The 20,699-nt window shown below is 39.3% G+C and carries 21 protein-coding genes and 3 tRNA genes; 13 read left to right on the top strand and 11 right to left on the bottom strand.

The annotated features are described in order from the left end of the window. Positions 1 to 558 precede the first annotated feature (558 nt). Positions 559 to 1,941 carry a hypothetical protein gene (locus VB118_02915; GenBank protein MEA4831550.1) on the bottom strand — a complete coding sequence of 461 codons (1,383 nt, stop codon included), beginning with the start codon at positions 1,939 to 1,941 and terminating at the stop codon, positions 559 to 561. A gap of 287 nt (positions 1,942 to 2,228) precedes the next feature. Between VB118_02915 and VB118_02910 the strand changes: the two genes are divergently transcribed. From VB118_02910 to VB118_02900, 3 genes are all read left to right on the top strand, one after another. Then, positions 2,229 to 3,635, top strand: a complete 1,407-nt coding sequence (locus VB118_02910) for a hypothetical protein (GenBank protein MEA4831549.1) — start codon at positions 2,229 to 2,231, stop codon at positions 3,633 to 3,635. Between the two features lie 307 nt (positions 3,636 to 3,942). Beyond that, positions 3,943 to 4,887: a hypothetical protein gene (locus VB118_02905; GenBank protein MEA4831548.1), complete on the top strand. Its 945-nt coding sequence runs from the start codon at positions 3,943 to 3,945 to the stop codon at positions 4,885 to 4,887. 44 nt (positions 4,888 to 4,931) lie between these two features. After that, a complete protein-coding gene (locus VB118_02900) occupies positions 4,932 to 5,198 on the top strand; it encodes a hypothetical protein (GenBank protein MEA4831547.1) in 267 nt (88 codons plus the stop codon). 223 nt (positions 5,199 to 5,421) lie between these two features. On the opposite strand, the gene VB118_02895 is transcribed toward VB118_02900, so the two are convergent. The 7 genes from VB118_02895 to VB118_02865 all read right to left on the bottom strand — a co-directional run bounded on the left by VB118_02895 (position 5,422) and on the right by VB118_02865 (position 9,293). Next, positions 5,422 to 6,111 (bottom strand): hypothetical protein, encoded by a 690-nt coding sequence (locus VB118_02895; protein MEA4831546.1) that lies wholly within the window; start codon positions 6,109 to 6,111, stop codon positions 5,422 to 5,424. Between the two features lie 528 nt (positions 6,112 to 6,639). Then, positions 6,640 to 7,362, bottom strand: coding sequence for a glycosyltransferase (locus VB118_02890; protein MEA4831545.1), 723 nt, complete (start codon positions 7,360 to 7,362; stop codon positions 6,640 to 6,642). Between the two features lie 87 nt (positions 7,363 to 7,449). Next, complete coding sequence (locus VB118_02885; protein MEA4831544.1) at positions 7,450 to 8,193, bottom strand: VanZ family protein; 744 nt, start codon at positions 8,191 to 8,193, stop codon at positions 7,450 to 7,452. Positions 8,194 to 8,208: 15 nt separating this feature from the next. Continuing rightward, entirely contained in the window at positions 8,209 to 8,916 is a 708-nt protein-coding gene (locus VB118_02880; GenBank protein ID MEA4831543.1) for a transposase, read from the bottom strand. 97 nt (positions 8,917 to 9,013) lie between these two features. Further along, positions 9,014 to 9,087 (bottom strand) — tRNA-Cys (locus VB118_02875). Positions 9,088 to 9,095: 8 nt separating this feature from the next. After that, positions 9,096 to 9,171: transfer RNA gene (locus VB118_02870), tRNA-Gly, on the bottom strand. 46 nt (positions 9,172 to 9,217) lie between these two features. Then, positions 9,218 to 9,293 (bottom strand) — tRNA-Phe (locus VB118_02865). Positions 9,294 to 9,501: 208 nt separating this feature from the next. Here VB118_02865 and VB118_02860 point away from each other — a divergent pair. The 6 genes from VB118_02860 (at position 9,502) to VB118_02835 (ending at position 15,587) form a co-directional block, all read left to right on the top strand. Then, positions 9,502 to 11,232 (top strand): ABC transporter ATP-binding protein, encoded by a 1,731-nt coding sequence (locus VB118_02860; GenBank protein MEA4831542.1) that lies wholly within the window; start codon positions 9,502 to 9,504, stop codon positions 11,230 to 11,232. A 13-nt stretch (positions 11,233 to 11,245) separates the two neighbouring features. Further along, on the top strand, positions 11,246 to 13,012 hold the full coding sequence (locus VB118_02855) for an ABC transporter ATP-binding protein (protein ID MEA4831541.1): 1,767 nt from the start codon (positions 11,246 to 11,248) through the stop codon (positions 13,010 to 13,012). A gap of 140 nt (positions 13,013 to 13,152) precedes the next feature. Further along, positions 13,153 to 14,013 (top strand): hypothetical protein, encoded by an 861-nt coding sequence (locus VB118_02850; GenBank protein MEA4831540.1) that lies wholly within the window; start codon positions 13,153 to 13,155, stop codon positions 14,011 to 14,013. Beyond that, positions 14,013 to 14,165 carry a hypothetical protein gene (locus VB118_02845; protein ID MEA4831539.1) on the top strand — a complete coding sequence of 51 codons (153 nt, stop codon included), beginning with the start codon at positions 14,013 to 14,015 and terminating at the stop codon, positions 14,163 to 14,165. Before VB118_02850 ends, VB118_02845 begins: the two co-directional genes overlap by 1 nt. Positions 14,166 to 14,314: 149 nt before the next feature. Then, a complete protein-coding gene (locus VB118_02840) occupies positions 14,315 to 14,923 on the top strand; it encodes a hypothetical protein (GenBank protein MEA4831538.1) in 609 nt (202 codons plus the stop codon). Continuing rightward, positions 14,880 to 15,587, top strand: coding sequence for a hypothetical protein (locus tag VB118_02835; GenBank protein MEA4831537.1), 708 nt, complete (start codon positions 14,880 to 14,882; stop codon positions 15,585 to 15,587). Before VB118_02840 ends, VB118_02835 begins: the two co-directional genes overlap by 44 nt. 164 nt (positions 15,588 to 15,751) lie before the next feature. Here the strand turns inward: VB118_02835 and VB118_02830 are convergent, their stop codons facing one another. Beyond that, positions 15,752 to 15,928, bottom strand: a complete 177-nt coding sequence (locus tag VB118_02830) for a hypothetical protein (GenBank protein ID MEA4831536.1) — start codon at positions 15,926 to 15,928, stop codon at positions 15,752 to 15,754. Positions 15,929 to 15,967: 39 nt separating this feature from the next. Here VB118_02830 and VB118_02825 point away from each other — a divergent pair, with 39 nt between their 5' ends. The 4 genes from VB118_02825 (at position 15,968) to VB118_02810 (ending at position 18,948) form a co-directional block, all read left to right on the top strand. Next, the gene (locus tag VB118_02825) at positions 15,968 to 16,240 is read left to right on the top strand and encodes a DDE-type integrase/transposase/recombinase (GenBank protein MEA4831535.1); all 273 of its coding nucleotides are present in this window, start codon (positions 15,968 to 15,970) and stop codon (positions 16,238 to 16,240) included. A gap of 270 nt (positions 16,241 to 16,510) precedes the next feature. Next, on the top strand, positions 16,511 to 16,945 hold the full coding sequence (locus VB118_02820) for a hypothetical protein (GenBank protein ID MEA4831534.1): 435 nt from the start codon (positions 16,511 to 16,513) through the stop codon (positions 16,943 to 16,945). Between the two features lie 154 nt (positions 16,946 to 17,099). Next, complete coding sequence (locus VB118_02815; protein MEA4831533.1) at positions 17,100 to 17,567, top strand: hypothetical protein; 468 nt, start codon at positions 17,100 to 17,102, stop codon at positions 17,565 to 17,567. A 286-nt stretch (positions 17,568 to 17,853) separates the two neighbouring features. After that, positions 17,854 to 18,948 (top strand): plasmid pRiA4b ORF-3 family protein, encoded by a 1,095-nt coding sequence (locus VB118_02810; protein ID MEA4831532.1) that lies wholly within the window; start codon positions 17,854 to 17,856, stop codon positions 18,946 to 18,948. A 350-nt stretch (positions 18,949 to 19,298) separates the two neighbouring features. On the opposite strand, the gene VB118_02805 is transcribed toward VB118_02810, so the two are convergent. Together VB118_02805 and VB118_02800 are read right to left on the bottom strand one after the other, a co-directional pair. Beyond that, complete coding sequence (locus VB118_02805; protein ID MEA4831531.1) at positions 19,299 to 19,835, bottom strand: GNAT family protein; 537 nt, start codon at positions 19,833 to 19,835, stop codon at positions 19,299 to 19,301. A gap of 150 nt (positions 19,836 to 19,985) precedes the next feature. Next, positions 19,986 to 20,633 carry a hypothetical protein gene (locus VB118_02800; GenBank protein MEA4831530.1) on the bottom strand — a complete coding sequence of 216 codons (648 nt, stop codon included), beginning with the start codon at positions 20,631 to 20,633 and terminating at the stop codon, positions 19,986 to 19,988. Positions 20,634 to 20,699: the final 66 nt, after the last annotated feature.

The following is a 20,699-nucleotide window of genomic DNA, read 5'->3' as shown; positions in this document are numbered from 1 at the left end:
ATAGTAACAACCATATGAAATAGTATCACAGATTTTTCATTTACACCCTTATAAATCAATAAACTCCAGAGTGTCACTCTGGAGAAATACGAAAAATACTGTCACTATCCTGTTACTAACCGGTAAGGTTATGTCGTTTTTAAGAAGTTTAAAAAGTTCAAAAGAATGTAAATAGAATAACGTGAGATATGACACTTATATAACACAAAAAGTTGTAATATCATTGACATTGTGAGTTATCAACCTATCATTCCTTTAAAATTTCAACAGAAAGTTGAACGATATACAAGTGATACACAAATAAGCAAAAAATGCTTGGAAACAAACACTTTTAAATTCTCAAAGAGATAAGTACAACATATTATGTGCTTTTCGCCCTTGCAAAACATTTGTTTTGCAAGGGCGGTTTGTTTTGGGGAGGGGATTACATAAATCGATTATTTTCATGTAATTATGTAAAAGAACATCCCGCCTATTGGCGGGATGTTCTTTTAACAAAATATAAACAACCAAGGTCAAGCAATCATGATATAAATATTAAAACAAAACAAAATCCTATTATACACACGGCCTTTGACATATCTGAACAAGCTCAACGTCAATATTTGCCGATACTGGAATATTGGAGACACCGAGGAATACCTGAGCTTCTGGGATTACCGGTTCTACTTTGACAATCGTATTGGTAATTGTTGTTATTCCCACCACAGAACTCGATACCAGAATATAGCTACCATATTTCAAAAAAACACCGCCTGCCGGAACTATAATATTTTTACATATGAAATCCAAGCCTACAGGTCCGGGAACATCGACATTTGTTAGTATCGGATTTCCGCTGCCGGAGAAATATCCTTCACATCCGCTTAAATCAAGGAATCTTACCGTTATTCCCGACGGAACATCCATATGGTCATAAAGGTTTATCAATACATCCGGAGATTGATCTATGCTTGATACAGATAATGCATATATCGCCTGATTTCCGTCTATTGAACAACATTTATCGGCTTTTAATTTTACAACATTAATTATAGTATGGCAATTTGCGGAAGCCTGAGTGCCTTCAGCCGCCACATTAACTGTATTGTTTATCATATAGCTTCCTGGTATTTGAACATTCGCTATTTTTATATTATAGGTTATCGGAATATTCCCGCCGGGTTCAATGGTTCCCAAATTACCGGATATCGATATTTCACCGGAGATACTGGTATCCACATTTAATGTTGCCGGATTTACGGTGATCTGGCCGATAACAAGCTGCGTCGGTATAAAAATAACATCTTCAAACTGAACATTATTCAATGCTGCGTTGCCGATATTGCTTACTGAGAGATTATAGTCCAGACTTGCCTGATTATTTATTATTGAGTGACTGCAATTTTTTGTAACTGACAATTTTCCTAAAGGGTTGCATTTCGGAACTAAAAAACAGCCTTCGCAAGAAAAGGTGAGTACATTGTTTCCGGCTTTTACTTTGATTGGTTGTTCCGCCGTAGGAAAATCACCTGTGATTTCAATTCTGTATTCGACGCAGAGCCCTTTTTCGTAGCGGTTATTGGTTTCTATTTTTACAAATTGAAAACCTGCCGGGGCCGGGCCCAAATTCGGATCGCTTTTTGTCAGGGTAAATGGAATGGATACAAATATTCCGCATCCGTCGATTTTCTCGCTGACCTGGATTGTTTCTGCGGTGATAATTTCGCAGATTGGAATACCGAAATTGCTGATTGCTCTTGTTGTACTTGCGCAATCTGTTAAGAATTTATACGTCCAAAACGATTTGTTCAGCTTGGGGACGAACGCGGGATTATTTACAACGCTGCCATCGGGGAGATTTTGGCATTTCGGCTGAACAACAGAAATGCCGAATTGAGGTCCGCAGCAGCAAATATTAGAATAAGGTGAACACTCACATGCCTGAGCTGGATTTGCCATAGATATACTCCTTTATTATAATATGCTCTATAATTTAGTTTTACTGCTTCTATTATATGATTTCAAGCATAAAAAGGTTTTTTATCAATGACAATGAATATATGAATCCGGATAAATACAGAAAATGAAATTCAAGAGTAACGGCAAAATATATAAATTATATAATCATTATATTATTTCAGGTTGAGGATTTTACATTTATGTGCTATACTGCAGTCATAAAATTAAAAAACCGTTTAATGTCTATAAAAACGATAAAAAAAATATATTTGATTGGCAGAAAAAAAATGAAAAAGACCTTCATAACAAGGCTGCCCGATAAAGCCGGTGCCTTTTTAAAGGCAAGCGAGATCATAGCCGAAAACAAAGGTAATATCGTGCGGGTAAGCTATAACAAAGCGATCGATGTTCATACGCTTTTCATTGATGTTTCCGCGACCGAAGAACAGCTTGACAGCATATCCGAGCAGCTTAACAAAATAGGATACCTTCAGGAGCAGAAGAACAATTCCGTGATTCTGATTTCTCTGAAGCTGCATGATGTTCCCGGTGCGGTGAAACCCATTCTGGAGGTAATAAGCAAATATTCTATAAATATTTCATATATTAATTCTCAGGAAAACGGCACTGAGTATCAATATTTCAGAATGGGCTTATTCATTGAGAATCCCGATATAATCAAAAGTCTGCTCGATGAGCTTTCATTGCTCTGCGATGTAAATATCATCGATTATACGGTAACCGAGAAGACGCTGGATTCCACGGTATTTTATTTAAGCTTCGCGAATGAAATGCGCAATATTCTTTCGCTTTCACAGGAGCAGACAAACGAGATCATCATAAATTCCAATAAAATCATGCAACTGCTTGATGATAAGGAAGAAAGCGCTCAGAAAACATTTGAATACATCAGAAAATTCGCCGTGTTCATCGTCGGGCATAAAGGCGCGCGTTTTAACGCACATATACATAAAAAGGATATCACCGATAAAACGCGGCTTATAATGGTCGAGCCGCCGTGCGGAAGCAACACATATATTCTTGAAAATAACAATGAGCTTTTATTTATAGACAGCGGCTTTGCGTGCTTCGCTGAGGAAATGAGTGTCATATTCGACAGCCTTTTCGCAAGCTTTGACGAAATGCATAAGGATATAGTATTGACTCACGGCGATATTGACCACACAGGCTTGTTATCAATGTTTTCATCGATTTATACAAGCGGAGATACTTATGAAAATTTCCGTCTAGAAAATGAAAAATCAGATAATTTCAGAGAACAGAATGTCATGCATGCTCCGTATTGCAGGTTAAGCCGCATTATTTCACGTTATCAGCCGCCGGATATAAAAAAGATCAAAATAATAGGGCAAAAGAAGGATAATAATATCCTGTCAAAGATAGGAGAGCTTTCCTTCGGTGATTTGAATTTCAATGTATATCAAGGCGACGGTGGTCATGTGAAAGGCGAAACGATTCTGGTCTGCGAGGAACATAAGCTGATTTTTACGGGAGATGATTACGTAAATATAAAGGGCTTTTCGGTTGAACAGCAGGAATTTAATTTGCTTGCTCCGTATCTTATGACAAGTGTGAACATCGATTCCCAAAAGGCAACATTATGCAGAAACGAAATAATTAATAGATACGGCGATTATATGATCTGTCCCGGACACGGCATGTGGATTGAGTAAGCTGTATGCTGGAATCGACTTCATTAATTCAGTAGCTGTGGCGCCGGAAGGAAGAACAATTGCATAAATCATGCTATAGAGAGAAAAGCCCGTATACCGGAGCCTTTTCTCTTATATTTTATTCAAGGTTAATAGTTGATAATATTATAAATGTAAATTAAAAAGTTTTATATCATGGTAGATGCGTTTAAACGCGCATATGCAGATTCATAATCGTTCACACTGAAGCGGAATTGTAAAATTTCACCAAACACAATGTTCGGCATAGACTGTGATAGATAATTCTATAAAGGTGAGGGCGTGAGGTATGAGACATAATAATAATGATGATTATGATAAAATGAATATCATCAAATATTCGGATTTCAAACAAAGAGGCTTTCCGATGTTTCCTTCCGTACGGCAAAGCTCTAATAATTCTAATTCCATTAACCCACAGGGTATGAAGGATTCTCTTTACACAAAAGGAGTTATTCCGACGCCTTATGTCCAACACGGTGATCAAGGGTCATCTGGCCCGCAGGGCGAACAAGGATTCCCTGGTCCGCAGGGTGAACAGGGGCCGCCCGGTCCGCAGGGCGAGCAAGGACCGCCCGGTCCGCAGGGTGAACAAGGGGCCCCTGGTCCACAGGGTATTCAAGGACCGCCCGGCCCACGTGGAGAGCAAGGACCGCCCGGCGCACAGGGCAATCAAAGATTAAGAAGTTACCCTGGACCTTTCATGTATTCTAAGGTCGGAAGCGCACTTCGTTCCAAAGGTTATGATCGAAGCGAAAACTTGCAATGCACTCAGGATTCATCTGATTCTTACATGCTTGGAGAAATAGGTTATTTATCACCCTTTGCGTATATTTATTCAACTGCCGAACAAATAGTTTTAAATAATGCAGCGGTTATTTTTAATTCTCCCTCAAGTGAAGATCCAATAGCGTATACTGCGGGAACTTCGGTTATCAAGCTTACAGAAATAGGAAGCTATTCAATCCGTTTTCTGATATCTTCGGCTTCTTGTTGTGAGGAAATATGGTCTATAGCAGTAAATCATTCAATTAAACAACAGCTTTCATTTAATTGCAGAAGCGGACAATATCAAATTCAAGGCGAAGCGATTATAAATGTAGCATCCGTACCTGCGGAAATAACGATTGTTAATTTAAGCGGCACAGATATAAAGCTTTCAAATGGCGTATCAAACCCGGAGAAAATAAATACCACAGTCAGTGCTTCAATTAATATTATAAAAGTGAACTGATATATACTGGATTCATAAACATTCTTAGCTTGGAGGGAATATAATTGGAGAATGAAGAAAATACCGCATATATCAGCAAGCTATCAGCTGAAAATGAAGTTAAAATTATATTAGAAGACAATATACCGAACAGCCCGGAAAATGATAAAAATCATGATATATTTAAAAAAACGACATATTGGCATCAGCAATCCTCGGATATCCGAAAATTAAATATTGAATCTTTACTAAAAGAAATGTCTGATTGTCTCCTGAGAATAGAAGCTAAGCTTAATGAAATTGAAACTATGAAAGAAAATAAAACCGTTTAATCGAATGGCTACATAAACAGAAGTATTGCCGCTCAGGAATAACCAAGAGGCAATACTTCTGAATTATGTTATTAACGCGGCGATTAACTAGTTACCGCCAAAGAGAAAAATGGTTCCGGTATATGGGGCTTTCTCTCTTATGAAGCGAGGAATATTTAATTGCCGTTTAATAATGTGGCTTTAATAATATATTAAAGGGAGCTTGCGCATCCCTTAATAATTATTAAATACTGACTCTGCAGGGACCGATACGATGACCTTGTTCGAACTCTTGTGAAACAGTGATGTTTCCTATTTCGCCGACACCCGGATATGGTTTGATAGCCGTTACAAGAAGATTTTCGTGTTTCCATAACTTATCAATGATCTTATAATCAATCACTAAAACACAGTCGTTAAGTTCTGTAACAATTCTTACGTTTTCAATGATTATTACTTTACAGGATCCATCGATGGCCGCCAGTTCATTTCTGAACTGATTTAATCCTGCTGTACTGTTTGGATAAAACACACCGCTGGGGAACTCGGCAAATTCATACCACATACAAGTGATAGTATCTGAAGGGGTTAAAACTGCCAGAGTTCCGGAGGCATACCGAATGACAACTTCAAATTCAACATCATTAAAAATACGGTCACAGCCGGTTTCGGGGCTAAGCCGTTCTTCCGCGCACAAGACCCTCCAGCTTTGGACTTGCGGCGCTCCGTCCGGTAAAAATCCTCCGCGGCAGCCCGCGCGTCCGTCGGGATTGCATGGGATAACCTGCGTCAGAGTTCTTGTCTTTACGCATATATCGCGGACATCTTCGACACAGATATCGTGGCATTCGCAGACCGCTGTTTCCGCCTGATATCCAAATGCTGCTCTTTTTGCAGGATCTGTGAAAATAGCATTACACAATTCACAGGACATTAACAAATTCCACCTTTCATAGTAATTCCAATGGGATAATCAGCTTATATATTTGTATTATCACATTATCTTTAATAGTAAACATACTCGGATAATGCTGGTACATAGCTTTTCTCATCCTTTATATATTATGCGGCAAGCACCTTGCCGGTTCTTCATATATCATAAATTGTGATAAAATTATACAGCTGATTGGCGGTAAGGATGAAAGCGCTTTAAACATTCGAATATAACAGGAATTTTCTTGTTCATAACCGGGAAAAGAGAGTTCATGTACAAGGGTTCAACTGAAAAGATAATACCGGATATAAAAGCTTTACTTCGACGCTTTGAATTTCAAGAGCCTTAAAAATAACAGAGTAATGTAGATTTTTAATATACCGGTACAAGCTTATGAGAAGCTCAGCAAAAATATAAAATCGTAACAAAAAAACGAACCTCTGTCCCATAAAAGGGAAGTGGTTCGTTTTATTAACTTGGCATTTAAATATTTACCGCTAAAGAGAGATAAGTCTCAGGCGAAAGCGGTTATTTCTTATGCTTAAAATCCGCGTTTACTTTGCGTTTTATTTTTCTGACGTCATTGAGCATTCTGATTGCGTCGCGTGCAAGATTTATCTTCGATTCGCGGTGATTGATGATTTTAACAGGAACCTCGGCCGTTTTAAAGCCGAGCTTTCCGGCGAGAAGCAGCGCTTCGTAATCGAAAGCGAAGCCATCCGTCGAAAGCACGGAGAAAACCGCGCGCGCGGCGTCATGCCTGAAAGCCTTGCAGCCGCATTGAAAATCCGATTGCTTTATACCTCCCGCGACGCGCAGGATATTTACGTATACCTTTGACGCCAGAGAGCGTATTACTGTATATTTTCCGTATCCTCCGCGCTCGAGCCTGCGTGAGCCTATTGCCAGCGCATAACCCGGCGATGAAACGAGCATGTCGCACAGCTTTTTTATGACTTCGGTGCCGTAAGCAAGATCGCAGTCGGTGAATATGACAATATCGCCCGCGGCTTCGAGCATTCCGGTTTTTACCGCATATCCTTTTCCTCTGTTATTTTTATAGCCCGTCACCCGGACGTGCTCCAGCCTCAGATCGCGAACTGCCCCGGCACAGCCGTCGGTGCTTCCGTCGTCGCAGAAAATGATCTCGAAATCGTCATAAACGCCGCGCATATAGCTGTTTAACGTTTTCGCGGTATCAGCGGCGATTGAAATTTCGTTATACATCGGTATAATCAGAGAAATTTTCATTAGGTATTCCTATATATTGATAAATTGGTTTTTATTTCATACATTATAACCATTTACGTCTGCCATTACATGGACAATATGTGAATTTTAATTATGCTCTGAAATACGGGGAAATTTCCGCTCATTCCGATACTGTAAGAGAGTTATTTTTTCGATTATCCTGCTAAAAAATCCGATATGCAGAATACCATAAGCCATACAGGAACCTCCGACATTCAGAATTACATCATCAATATCACAGGAACCTGCCAATAAAACAAATTGCAAAAGCTCTACCGTGGAAACAATGCAGATCATCGCTAAAAGGAACCGCGAAAAGGATCTCAACTTTTTAAAGAAAAGCGGCAGAAAAAAAGCGAACGGAGTAAAAGCGATAATGTTTCCGACGATATTGATCACGACGCTATTCATATTTATTCTGTTTTCAAAAAGCTTTTCAATATATGAGAGTATAGTGGCAAACGGTATAATATTAAAGGAATATTTGAGATAATCCGACAGCGCTTCCGAATTCCACTGCGACAGCCATGAATGTATGGATCGTCCAAAATAGGAATCAAACAATACAAGCGTTGTTATAAGGCATATGTATAAAGCAAAGCATATCGCGAAGGTGATTTTCATTACGGCAACGATTTTTTGTTTTTGTATTGTCCTTATGAGGAGTATGCTTCCAAAGTAAACGGTCAGGCATGCCGAGCATAAGAGGGCAAGACGCGAAGAAGGCGTAATCATCACCGCCGGAGTGAAGCTGTAAAATATATAAATAAAAATACAGCAGAAGGCGGTCAGATAAAGAATACAGGCAGGTATTCTAAGATATTTTTTCATATTTCACACTTTTTATTATATTTCATGTAAACAATCCTCAGTCCATTTTGTCGGGTTTTCGTCGATATATTGCCATATTCGTATATAATCATGTTCATCTCTGATGATATGATCATGAAACGACCTCTGCCATATTACGCCCATCGGCAAGTTATTTTGTTTGCATATTTTAAGCCATTCATTCGCCACAACGGATTTATATGCGCCAACGATTTGCGATATCCCGTCGTCGCCCCCGTAGGGACAACCCTTGCGGTTGTCCGTAATGCCGCGGTTGTCCGTTGTATCATGGTTGTCCGTAATGCCGCGGTCAATAAATATTATCGCATGTATATGGTTTGGCATAACAACATATTTATCGAATGAAATTTTATATAATTTTTCTATGCAATTGATTTGTTGTAATGCAATTTCGCCTAAACGCGTATACTGAATGGTTTGCAGACCGCAAGGGTCATGATTAATATGCGGGAGACCGCAAGGGTCTCCCCTACAGGTTATTTCACAAAATATCGTTTCTTTTTTATGGGCGCATATTGTTATAAAATACGCACCGTTTCGTGAATAATCGTATCCTTTTAATCGTATCTGCTTTCGTTTTGGCAATTCCATAAAATGAATCCAATATAAATTGTAATATTCAATAAAATCAATGTTATTATAAAACAAAATATCGTCTTTGTCAATTACCGCTGCGATATCCGTTGATACCCGTACGGACAACCTTTGCGGTTATCCGTTGTATCATGGTTGTCCGTGATACCGCGGTTGTCTGTTATGTGTTAAAAAAGCAGCCACGCAAAGCGTGACTGCTTTTTTCTGGAGGCGCCACCCGGAATCGGACCGGGGGTAAAGGTTTTGCAGACCTCTGCCTTACCGCTTGGCTATGGCGCCGGATTTATTGGAGCGGATTACGGGGCTCGAACCCGCCACCTCGACCTTGGCAAGGTCGCGCTCTACCAAATGAGCTAAATCCGCATAAAAAGGGAGAACATGAATCGTAAAGAAACACGACTCTCCCAAATGGTGCCTCCGGTCGGAATTGAACCAACGACACGAGGATTTTCAGTCCTCTGCTCTACCAACTGAGCTACAGAGGCAAACTTTTTGCCATGCATTTTGTATATCAGGCGGTTTTCCCGCAACAGATTGTATTATAGCATACACCATATACCTTGTCAAGCATTTTTATGAAAATTATTCATCATTTTTCGTTTTTCTCGTTTGCTATTTGATCTTATATAAATTACAATATTGATTTTTTACTGATAATGAAATATAATAATGATATTTGATAGATTGAGGATTATGATGAAAAGAGTATTCGCTTATCTGTCGCCATATAAATGGCGTATTACTATGGGATTACTGATCAAATTTGCCGGAACAATAATGGATTTATGTCTGCCATGGATTCTCGCACATATTATCGACGATATAATCCCTCTTGGAAATACCAGGTTTGTTTTGATTTGGGGCGTTATAATGCTTTTTTGTTCGTTCATCGCATGGGGCGGAAATATAATTGCCAATCAAAAGGCCGCCGCGGTCGCAAGGGACACGACGGAGGGAATAAGACATGACTTATTTAGTAAAATATCATATCTATCTGACAGTCAGATAGATAAATTCTCCATACCTTCGCTTATCAGCCGAATGACAGCAGATACATATTATGTTCACCGAGTTGTCGGTATGATGCAGAGAATAGGCATACGCGCTCCTATATTGATACTTGGCGGAGTAGTTATCACAATGACTCTTGACCCTGTGCTGTCTCTTCTTTTGGTTGCCATGATGCCTTTTATCGTTTTAATTACATATGTGGTATCTAAAAGAGGCGTTCCGCTTTATACAAAACAACAGGAAACACAGGACGAGCTTGTGCGTGTCGTACGCGAAAATGCCGTAGGCATACGCGTTATAAAAGCACTTTCAAAAACAGATTATGAAATAGATCGTTTTAAAAAATATAACACAGATATGCTTAAAAAAGAGATGAAAGCCGGCTCGACCATGGCTTTGATAGATCCGGTCATGCGTCTCATACTTAACACTGGACTTGTGCTTGTTGTCATCGTCGGCGCGTACAGAGTCAATTCAGATCTCACCGAAGTTGGAAAGATAATTGCATTTCTTACATATTTTACGATTATATTAAATGCAATGCTGTCTGTCACGAGGATATTCACAATGTATTCTCAGGCGGACGCGTCAGCAAAGCGCATATTTGAAGTGCTTGATTCTCCGGAGGAGCTGTCACGTGAGGAATGTGATGTGCCTGTTGCGGAATCAGACGATGATATACCGGTTATAGAGTTCAAAAACGTGTCTTTTTCATATTTGAAGCATGGTAACGATGTCGAAAACATATCCTTTTACCTCAGAAAGGGAGAAACACTTGGCATAATTGGACCGACCGGTTCAGGAAAATCTACTATTATTTCGCTTTTGCTCAGGCTTTACGATATCGACGAAGGTGAAATATTGATTGACGGTAAAAAAATAAAATCATATGATCCGCACGAGCTTCATTCGAAATTCGGCGTCGTATTTCAAAATGATATATTATTTGAAGACACAATAGCGGAGAACATCAGATTTGGCAGAGACATATCGGACGGCGATATAATGTCGGCTTCATTCCGCGCACAGGCATCGGAATTTATTGATAATGGCAAAGGCTATGATGGATATGTTGCTATCAAGGGATCAAATCTTTCTGGGGGACAGAAGCAGAGACTCCTCGTTGCTCGCGCGATAGCGGGAAATCCTGAAATCCTTATTCTTGATGATTCTTCAAGCGCGTTGGATTACAAAACAGACGCATCTATGCGTCGTGAAATAAGAACCAATTATGCGTCAACGACTACAATTCTGATCGCGCAACGCATTTCGTCGGTTATGCAGGCGGACAAGATAATCGTATTGGATGACGGGAAAATAATCGGCGCCGGCACACATTCGGAGCTGATGAAAAGCTGTGAGGAATACCGCAAGATAAGTCTGCTTCAACTGGGAAAGGAGCGGACGCGTTAAGCGTTATATCAAAATGGACAAAAAGAAAACCTTTGAAAAACCAAAAGATAAAAAATATACGCTTTTACGGCTCGGCCGGTATATGCTTCCGCATACATTATTGCTAATATTTGCAACAGGACTTGCGATTTTATCGAATGTTCTCGCTCTTTGGGGTCCGAAGCTTTCCGGATATGCGATCGACCTGATTGAACCCGGAAAGGGCAAGGTTGATATAAACGGAGTTATGCACTACGCGTTTATTATGATCCTCCTATATGCCGCCTCAAGTCTGCTGGCTTATTTTCTTTCTTTGATAATGCTTGTCGTTGCCCGAAAAATAACCTTTAACATCAGAGAAGACATTTTTAATAAAATATCGTCTCTCCCGGTCGGCTTTTTCGACACGCATCAGATCGGTGATATAATCAGCAGGATATCCTACGATTCTGACACAATAAACGCATCGCTTTCAAACGATGTCGTTCAGATACTCGCAAGCATAATAACAGTGGTCGGTTCTTTTATAATGATGCTGTCAATTTCTCCGGCTCTCGTATCAATTTTTGTCTTTACCGTGCCTCTTTCTGTTTACCTGACCTATAGAATAACAAAAAAGACGCGTCCGATGTTTCGCAAGCGTTCGGAAAAGCTCGGTGAATTCAACGGATTTACCGAGGAGATTATTTCTGGTCAGCGTACTCTGCGTGTTTACTGCCGTGAAGAAAATACTATAGAAAAGCATGATATAAAAAACAAAGAAACTGTAGACGCGTATTACGATTCCGAATATCACTCAAGCAAGGTCGGACCTTCCGTAAACTTTGTGAACAATCTGTCATTTACGCTGATAGGTGTTTTCGGAGCACTCCTTTACATGAGAAAAGCAATTTCGTGCGGCGATATTTCGTCATTTGTGCTTTACTCACGAAAATTTTCCGGACCGATAAACGAAATCGCCAACATTTATGGCGAGCTTCAATCCGCGCTTTCCGCCGCTGAAAGAGTGTTCCGTTTGCTTGATGAAATTCCGGAACCACCTGACAGACCCGGCGCGTCGGAAATCGTTTCCACTGAAGGGAACATAGAGCTGAAAAAGGTATGCTTCGGATACTCAAAAGATAAAATTATACTTAAAAATTTATCTTTATACGCGCCAGGCGGTAGTCTGATTGCTATAGTAGGTCCTACCGGAGCAGGGAAAACCACGCTTATAAACCTTTTAATGAGATTTTACGACATAGATTCGGGAGAGATTACGCTCGATGGAAAATCGATTTACGATCTGACTCGACGCAGCCTCAGACTATCGTACGCGATGGTTTTACAAGATACATGGCTTTTTAACGGAACTGTTTATGATAACATAGCATACGGAAAAGAAAACGTCACCAGAGAGCAGGTGCTCGCCGCCGGGAAAGCCGCAAAAATCGACAGCTTTGTAAAAAGACTGCCAAAAGGCTACGATACGGTTATAAATGACGATGCAACCAATATATCCAAGGGACAAAAACAGCTTATCACAATCGCACGCGCCATGCTGATGGATTCAAAAATGCTGATTCTTGACGAGGCGACATCAAACGTGGATACACGTACAGAAATAAGAATTCAGGATGCCATGCGCGAGCTTATGAGAAATAAAACCTGCTTCATCGTCGCGCATCGTTTATCGACGATACAAAATGCAGATTGTATTCTTGTTATGCGAGACGGAAATGTTGTTGAGAGCGGTACACATGATGCTCTGCTTGCTCAAAAAGGCTTTTACAGCGAATTGTTTTATTCACAATTCGAATAACACCGAATTTGCGAGTACCGAAAATATTGTATTTATTTCCTGCGATATGTTCTGACAGATATTACTGTTGAGAAAAGATACAATGCGCATAATAATGCGATGTATAATATAAATTTTATGAAACACGTTAAGGAGAACTAATGAAAAAAATCGGTCTTATTGATTATTATCTTGACAACTGGCATGCCAATAATTTGCCGGGATGGTTGGAAACCGAAACGAAGGGCGAGTATAAGATATGTTACGCCTGGGGCGCTCTTGATCCGGATGGCTCGAAAAATGAAGGAGAAGCCTCAAAGCCCAGCAAAGTATGGTGCGCTGAACACGATGCCGAGCTTTGTGCATCGGCAAAAGAAGTCGTTGAAAAAAGCGATGTTCTTATGATTCTATCTCCCAACAATCCGGAAATGCATCTATCGCTCTGTGATTATGCGTTGAAAAGCGGAAAACGCACATATGTAGATAAAACCTTCGCGCCCGATGTAAAAACGGCCAAGCAGCTTATTAAAATGGCTGAAGACGGTAAAACACCTATGTTTTCTTCATCTGCGCTGAGATTTTCTACTGAGCTTAAGGACAAAAAGCAGGGAAGCATAAAAACTCTATCTGTAAGAGGACCGGGCGAATATCCTGTGTACTCAATTCATCAAATTGAAATGATTGTAAAGCTTATGGGATCGGATCCTGTTCGCGTTATGGCGATAGGCACGGAAGCTGCTCCCGCGCTCGTGATCGAATATCCTGAAAATAAATTTGCGACAATGGGACACTTCGGCTGGGAATGCCCTTTCACGCTTGCCATGACTGCGGTAAACGGAGATCATTATTTGATTCCTGAATGCAGCGACTTTTTCCCTAATTTCGTTCATGAGCTTGTTAATTTTTTTGAAACCGGAGATATCAAGGCTCCGGCATCTGAAACTGTGGCAGTTATCGGAATACGGGAAACAGGTTTTAAAGCAATCAATAAGCCGGGTTATTGGATCGATTGTAAATTCTGATGAAATCATCCTTTTATCTCGGAAGAAAATATCAATTCAACAATACATTTATGAATAATCCGCTTGATCTGGGCGGTATAAAGCTGTTTCAGATAGGTGAGTTATGCTGTAAACCGGGATACGAAAACAAGAAATTATGTTCAGAGATATGACGAAATAACTCTGGTCATCAACACAATCGTTTATCAGGGCATGTAAAAGAATATATGGCATTTCAAAGTATGAACGTCAGGTATTAAAATTGAATAAATGAAGGAGAAAGATCTTTATAAAAAAAAAACGTATTGCATTCTTAAGGAAAATGGCTTTCCCTGCCGCAGCAATGATTCTTGCCGCAAATATTACCGCATGCGAACCTAAAGCTGCAGACACCATTTCAACCCAAACAGCTCCTGTTTCGGAGGTTATTACCACTGAAGCTGCCACAGAAGAACAATACTCTCTTGATCTGCGTTCCGAAATTGATTTTAAGAACGAAGAATTTGTAATTCTGACGCCAAAATCAGAGGGGTGGTCTATTCAAAAGGATTTTGCCGCAACGGAAGGCGAAACCGGAGAAGTGATCAATGATGCCGCGTATGAAAGAAAAGAAAAATTACTTGAAATTTATAATGTGAAAATAACCAGCAAAGAGACATCCTCATATACGGATGTAGAAGCAAAAGCGGATATTACAACTCAGTTGAATACTTTTGACGCCGTACTGTGCGAAATGACTACGGTTGGCAATCTTGCGCAAAACGGCCTGCTCTGCGACCTGAAATCGATCGAAACAATGCATCTTGATATGCCCTGGTATGCTCAAAACTCTGTAAAAGAACTGTCTATTGCCAATAAGCTGTTTTTCGTTCTCGGAGATATCAGCCTTGTTGACAATGAAGACACATGCGCCATCGCTTTTAATAAGTAAATTTTCCAAGGACGCAGACGACATTCCATATCTTGATCTATACAATGATAAAACAGCCGAAATTGTAAGAAAAGTATTTGAATTCTATACTGATAAATCAGCGGTGTTCCATAATGAAAACATTACGCCGCCTTCTGGCTACAGTACATATGAATATGGCAACGAAATGTTCAAAGCAAACCGCGTATTGTTCCGTACGACAAACTTTTTCCGTATTACTCAGTGCAGATCCATGGAAAATGATTTCGGTATACTTCCCATGCCGAAATTTGATGAATCACAGGCGGAATATTACCATCCTATGAGTTATTCAAGCCCGGCTATATGCATTCCATACACAGCTGAGAACCCTGAAATAAACGGGGCAGTTATTGAAGCTTTGTCATATTATGGACGCACGATCATGCTTCCGGCTTATTATGACAGGCTGTTGATGGGCATAGTTTCCCGCGATGAAGAAAGTAAATTCTGCCTTGATATTATATTTGACAGCGTAAATTTCGATCTTGGTACGATATATAATTTCGGAGGACTCAGAGAGTGCTTTACGCAGATTATTTCGTCAGGAGCGAACATGTTCGCTTCATATTATGAAAAGAACGAAGCGAAAGCGAAAAAAGAACTCGATAATTATATAAACAGCTATAAGGATTATATAAACTGAGGATAAAAATTATCGTTCCGTATACTCGGATGTTATCTCTTTAATTTTGATCGTCAGAAGTTCACGAGTTTTCTACTTACTTTGGCTTTCACCAACGATAATAACCGGACTCACTTGCTTTCAGAATCCTGCACATCAACTTTACCGCGTACCTGTTCTTGTATTTAGGAATAAACAGATGCCGCTCTGATGTTTTTTACTTCGTCCGATCTATAATCCGCAACACGCGGGGAACGCGAAAAAGCCGAGTGCACCTTTAATATATCCTTTGCACGCTTCAGCTCGGCATTCTCTCGTTCGAGTTCATTGTTTCGCTTCTTGAATTCTATACTGTAAATCATTGTTCTGCACCTTTTCTGATACTTCTATTCTATCAGATTATGGGTGTTTGTCGACTCTACTTATATGATGCAGTCCATATTTCACCTGTTATGGACTGCTTTAACGGTGAGATTGTGGCGCTTGAAATGCGTGATAACATGAAGAATGAGTTTTGCGTTGACACGGTAAGCCAGCTTGGAAAGTTAAAGAACGCTATACACAATGACAGAGGAAGCCAATATACAATCGAAGCTTTTCGTGATAAGCTTAAGAAAAACGGCATTATTCAAAGCCTCAACGGTACAGGACGCTGCTATGTGACTGCTACATAGCCCGCACACTTTACAGAATGCCGTTAAAATGCTTTGCGGTTTTTGTCGGCGGCGAAGGAAACTCAAAAATATGTTGTTATCCTTTCCATCGAAAATGAAGATTGCAGGATTTTTGATGGCAACTTGTAAAGCACATGCCGCCTTCGGCGGTGCTGCTTTTGCCGCAGGCTCAGAAAATTTAAAAATATATTGTTTCGGTTTTTTGGTCTTTTTCGACTGCACATTTATTGACATATCCATATCCATATAATGTTAGAGGGAGCAGTATCCATGACCAATTTTGATAGAGAAACCAAGAATGCACTTGATAAATTATTGTTATCCTATAAAGTACAACCAGTCGGATGGGGATATATTGACTGTATCGTTATGATAGAAAATGTTACTGAATTTATCAGTTCATTAACAAAAATAAGCATTAAAGTTACCGAAATAACCTGGTGGTGCCATAATGCAATAGGTGGCAACATAAAAACAGGATGTCCGCATGGCGGTGGAGGACCTAGGAGTATATACTATGATGGTTGGTTTAGTGAAATGTATCAAATTCCAAATACGATAATTCAGGATAACAATGAAATAGTATCGTATGTTTTTCATGAATGGCCTAACAATAAAGTATACTTACCTTGTTTGATACCTGCTTTTTGGTTAAATGTACCGGATGATTGGAGAAACACCATAGATTCTAAAGATTCAGTTTAGAAATAATCTCAACCGTATAATTGAGATTTGAGTTGTTCATATAATGTGGGTTCGATTGGAGAGTTGAATAATGAACTCAAATTGTAGATTGATTAATCACTATTATAAATATAAATTTATGAATATAAGGATTAAGACTTTATGGAGAAAAGATATGGATGAAAAGTTTACACTATTTTTGAACGAGGTTCCGGCGAACCTTCAGGGATTTGTGCTTGAACTAGACAATTATCTTCTGGGGAAAGAGTGCAAGAGAAAGATTGAGCCTGCAAAGAACGGATTTGTTACTACATATATGCTTCCGGATTCAGGGAAATCATTATTGAATTATGTTTTTAGGAAAAAAGGCGTAAAGATGAGGATTTATGCCGCAGGTGTAAGTGCCTATGATGCTATCTTGAATGATTTTCCGGATAAAATGAAGAAGGAAATCATCAAAGCAGGTGATTGTAAAAAGCTGGTCGGCGGCACCTGTTCGCCAATATGCCCGGCTGGATATACCTTCACAATGGACGGAGTGGAATACAAGAAATGCAGAAGTATGGCTTTTCTGCATAAGCTGGATGAAGAAAGCGCTGAGTATATTCTTAAACTAATAAAATCGGAATTGGAAAAGGTGTGATTGGCAAAGAAAGCGGTAACCCCAATTTTTCTAGTAGTCGTAATTACGGAGGCATTGCCGTGGCTGATAATAAAAGAATTCATTATATCCCTCGTTGCCTTCTAAGAGAGAAGCGAGTAGATATTTATTGCCGAGTGAGTACAAACAATGACCAGGGATTTATATCGAAGAAATTTACTGATTCCTGCGAAACTCACAGCGTAAAACAAAAATTTATAATAGCGGTTCTTTGATTGAAAACAAGGTGTCTAAATATAGTAAATAATTATAAAAGGGAAGTGTGAAAATGCAAATTGGACTGACGAAGAAACTGGCGGAAGCCATGGGGGTAAATCCTCCGGCTGTACTCGGAGACGAAAACCCGCTTTTTTCTTGGACGGCAAATTGGACAAAGGTATGGGAAAATCGCCGTGCCGAGGATATGCTTGTCTTAGTGAACAACGCCACACGTTTTACCGTTGCGATTTATGAAGTCAAACGCAAAGATCTGAAAAACGCAGCTCAGATGATGAAAAGAGCTATTTCAAACACACTACTATTCTTAAATATTAATCCTGAAATTGTTGATGAATATATGCGAATGTGTGGTGAAGTGACGTTTTCTAAAAATAATAACCGGCAGATAACTGCGTGGGTAATAAAAGCGGGGCTTGAATGCTCAATTTATGTTGGAAATGAATATAACGGCATTGCAAAAATGTTCCTTGATACGGTCGGAGCTTCGATAAACTACCGTCCAGTCAACTATTCAAGTAATTTCAGCAATGTATTTATCCCTTATCAGAAAATGATTAAAGCACTGTCCGAGCTTACAGGAAAGCCGGCTTACAAATATCGCGCATTTGAATTATTGGTAACGCTTGATTTACAAGTATATACAGCGGTACGAAGGATTATTGTGCCTGCCGATTTGGCATTTGAGCAGCTGCACAAGGTATTACAGTCTGTATTTAACTGGGAAAATTATCATCTATACGATTTTACGATCTTTGATGACAGTGAAAATAAATCGTCTGTCAGACTTGTTCCGTCGGAGGATGACTTGGAGTATGATGAAAATACTCTTTTAATGAAAGGGCATCTCTTGTCAGAGTTTTTACCCAGATGTAAGTCTATGCGCTACACATATGATATGGGGGATAACTGGGAGCATGAGATTGAGCTTGTACGTGTAATTGATGAATATGACAAAGAATCACCATATTTGTTGGAAGCAAACGGTCAAACTCCGCCTGAGGATGTTGGCGGCGTAGAAGGATTTGTTAACTTCCGCGAAATCATGTTGAATCCTGACCATCCGGAATATAAGGAAATGAAGGAATGGGCAAAGTACTGGACGCCCGAGCTTCAAAAGTGGGAAAACAATCCCGGCGTTATATAACACTACAACGAACGATAGAAATTATACGGAACATTACGAACAAATCAACTTCGTAACCAAGCCACTCTATTATTGAAAAACGATGCTTTTAATGTTAAAGCTTAAATTATTATATAGCCTTTTATTCGTAACGCGTTTCGTTCGTTGTAGTGTTAAATAATTACCGCTTAAAGAGAAAAAAGACTTTGGTATATAGGCTTTTCTCTCTTATAAAACAAAGCTTATTTAAATGCCGTTTAATAATATTAATACTGCTTTTCTGAATACACTAAAAGTTGTAATTCTTTGGTTGATGCGTCTTTAATTTAATAATATTTTCTCTTATAATCCAACGGGTATGCAGCGACAGTTTATACATCGAACTCGCGTTCCAGAATACCCATATAAATCTTATCGACATACATTCCATCTTTGAATATCCATTCACGCAGCCGACCTGTTTCACGAAACCCCACTTTTTTATAGCAAGTGATACCCGCTAAATTGTCCGCATGTACGGTGAGCATGATGTTGTGAAGATTCATTGTCTTGAATCCATAATTGAGAATTAGCCGAATAGCTTCAGCGCCATACCCCTTGTTTCGGTGCTCGTTCTCACCGATAAAAATGCCTATGAAAGCATTACGATTAAGGTGGTCGATATTATGAAGGCTTATGCTGCCAATTAACACGTCTTCGTCGAGAAGCACAATTGCATAGCGGTGCATATCGCTAGCCGGTTCATATAGCCATTTCATATCATTTTTCGATGCAACTAAACGGGGATATTGACCAAAATTAACGGCAACAGCTTCGTCATTCATCCATTTAATGTAACTATCTGCTTCATCTGTGTTTATAGGTGAAAGATATAATCGCTCACCGATAATTTTCTTATAGTATTTCATTTTTAATCCTTATAATATAAATCTCTTACATTTCAATATATAAAACAAGAACGCTAATGTTGATACTTACCGTATCAAAATCTGCGTTCTTAGCTGATAATTTTAATACAGAGTGCATTTTTACGGAAGAAAAATTTTGTGCGGAGATACTCATAACCTCCATTTATGACCTTGGGGGTACATAGTATCAAGAGCATTGATTAGCCATTGCTTTTGATGCTCATTCATTTTTGTCATTGCCGTATAATAATCATGTTGATAACCGTCTCGTTCTGTATCGTTAGATTTGTATAATATACAAAATTCGGGCGATAAATACGGTATGTTATCACTGTATAATATTGCTTCGGTCAAAGGTTGTTTAATCTCATGATTTCTCGCGTATATAAGCGTATTTTCGCTTTTATCATTGAAAAGAAACTCGAGAAAATTCAATTTCGTTTGACCGATATGTTGAAAATTAATGCCGCATATTCCGTCCTTATCTTCGGGTGACAGGCAGACCAACTCACAGTCGGGCTTGCAGCAGAAGATATTTCTTTTGCTTTTTATTTGATTATAGATATCCGTAATATGATGAGCCATCCCGCCGCCAAGCATTTCATACACCTCGAAGCCGAGCGACTGCATATACAGAATAATCGTATTGCGTTCTTGCCAATAGGCATGGATATCGATGTCGCTGTGCTTTCGCGTTTCCGCTTCTATAAATAAATCTATTGCCCATCCGCCACAGAAAGCATATTCAAAACCGTGATTCTTCAGTAGCTCATCTGCTTGTTTTATAAGATAATTCAAAAATATCACCTTCCAAAATATAAAAAACCTTTCCCATGAGGTTCAGTCCAAATTTAATAAAAAGAA

It is taken from the genome of Oscillospiraceae bacterium (genome assembly GCA_034925865.1).
GTDB lineage: Bacteria > Bacillota > Clostridia > Oscillospirales > SIG627 > SIG704.
The sequence above is the reverse complement of the archived record's forward strand: the minus strand, read 5'-3'. Positions and strand labels throughout refer to the sequence as shown.

Bases quoted from the DNA above. Each gene is read 5' to 3' on its own strand.
- VB118_02915 (MEA4831550.1), bottom strand. From the start codon at position 1,941: ATGGCAAATCCAGCTCAGGCATGTGAGTGTTCACCTTATTCTAATATT.
- VB118_02910 (MEA4831549.1), top strand. From the start codon at position 2,229: ATGAAAAAGACCTTCATAACAAGGCTGCCCGATAAAGCCGGTGCCTTT.
- VB118_02905 (MEA4831548.1), top strand. From the start codon at position 3,943: ATGAGACATAATAATAATGATGATTATGATAAAATGAATATCATCAAA.
- VB118_02895 (MEA4831546.1), bottom strand. From the start codon at position 6,111: ATGTCCTGTGAATTGTGTAATGCTATTTTCACAGATCCTGCAAAAAGA.
- VB118_02890 (MEA4831545.1), bottom strand. From the start codon at position 7,362: ATGAAAATTTCTCTGATTATACCGATGTATAACGAAATTTCAATCGCC.
- VB118_02885 (MEA4831544.1), bottom strand. From the start codon at position 8,193: ATGAAAAAATATCTTAGAATACCTGCCTGTATTCTTTATCTGACCGCC.
- VB118_02860 (MEA4831542.1), top strand. From the start codon at position 9,502: ATGATGAAAAGAGTATTCGCTTATCTGTCGCCATATAAATGGCGTATT.
- VB118_02855 (MEA4831541.1), top strand. From the start codon at position 11,246: ATGGACAAAAAGAAAACCTTTGAAAAACCAAAAGATAAAAAATATACG.
- VB118_02850 (MEA4831540.1), top strand. From the start codon at position 13,153: ATGAAAAAAATCGGTCTTATTGATTATTATCTTGACAACTGGCATGCC.
- VB118_02845 (MEA4831539.1), top strand. From the start codon at position 14,013: ATGAAATCATCCTTTTATCTCGGAAGAAAATATCAATTCAACAATACA.
- VB118_02840 (MEA4831538.1), top strand. From the start codon at position 14,315: ATGGCTTTCCCTGCCGCAGCAATGATTCTTGCCGCAAATATTACCGCA.
- VB118_02830 (MEA4831536.1), bottom strand. From the start codon at position 15,928: ATGATTTACAGTATAGAATTCAAGAAGCGAAACAATGAACTCGAACGA.
- VB118_02825 (MEA4831535.1), top strand. From the start codon at position 15,968: ATGGGTGTTTGTCGACTCTACTTATATGATGCAGTCCATATTTCACCT.
- VB118_02820 (MEA4831534.1), top strand. From the start codon at position 16,511: ATGACCAATTTTGATAGAGAAACCAAGAATGCACTTGATAAATTATTG.
- VB118_02815 (MEA4831533.1), top strand. From the start codon at position 17,100: ATGGATGAAAAGTTTACACTATTTTTGAACGAGGTTCCGGCGAACCTT.
- VB118_02810 (MEA4831532.1), top strand. From the start codon at position 17,854: ATGCAAATTGGACTGACGAAGAAACTGGCGGAAGCCATGGGGGTAAAT.
- VB118_02805 (MEA4831531.1), bottom strand. From the start codon at position 19,835: ATGAAATACTATAAGAAAATTATCGGTGAGCGATTATATCTTTCACCT.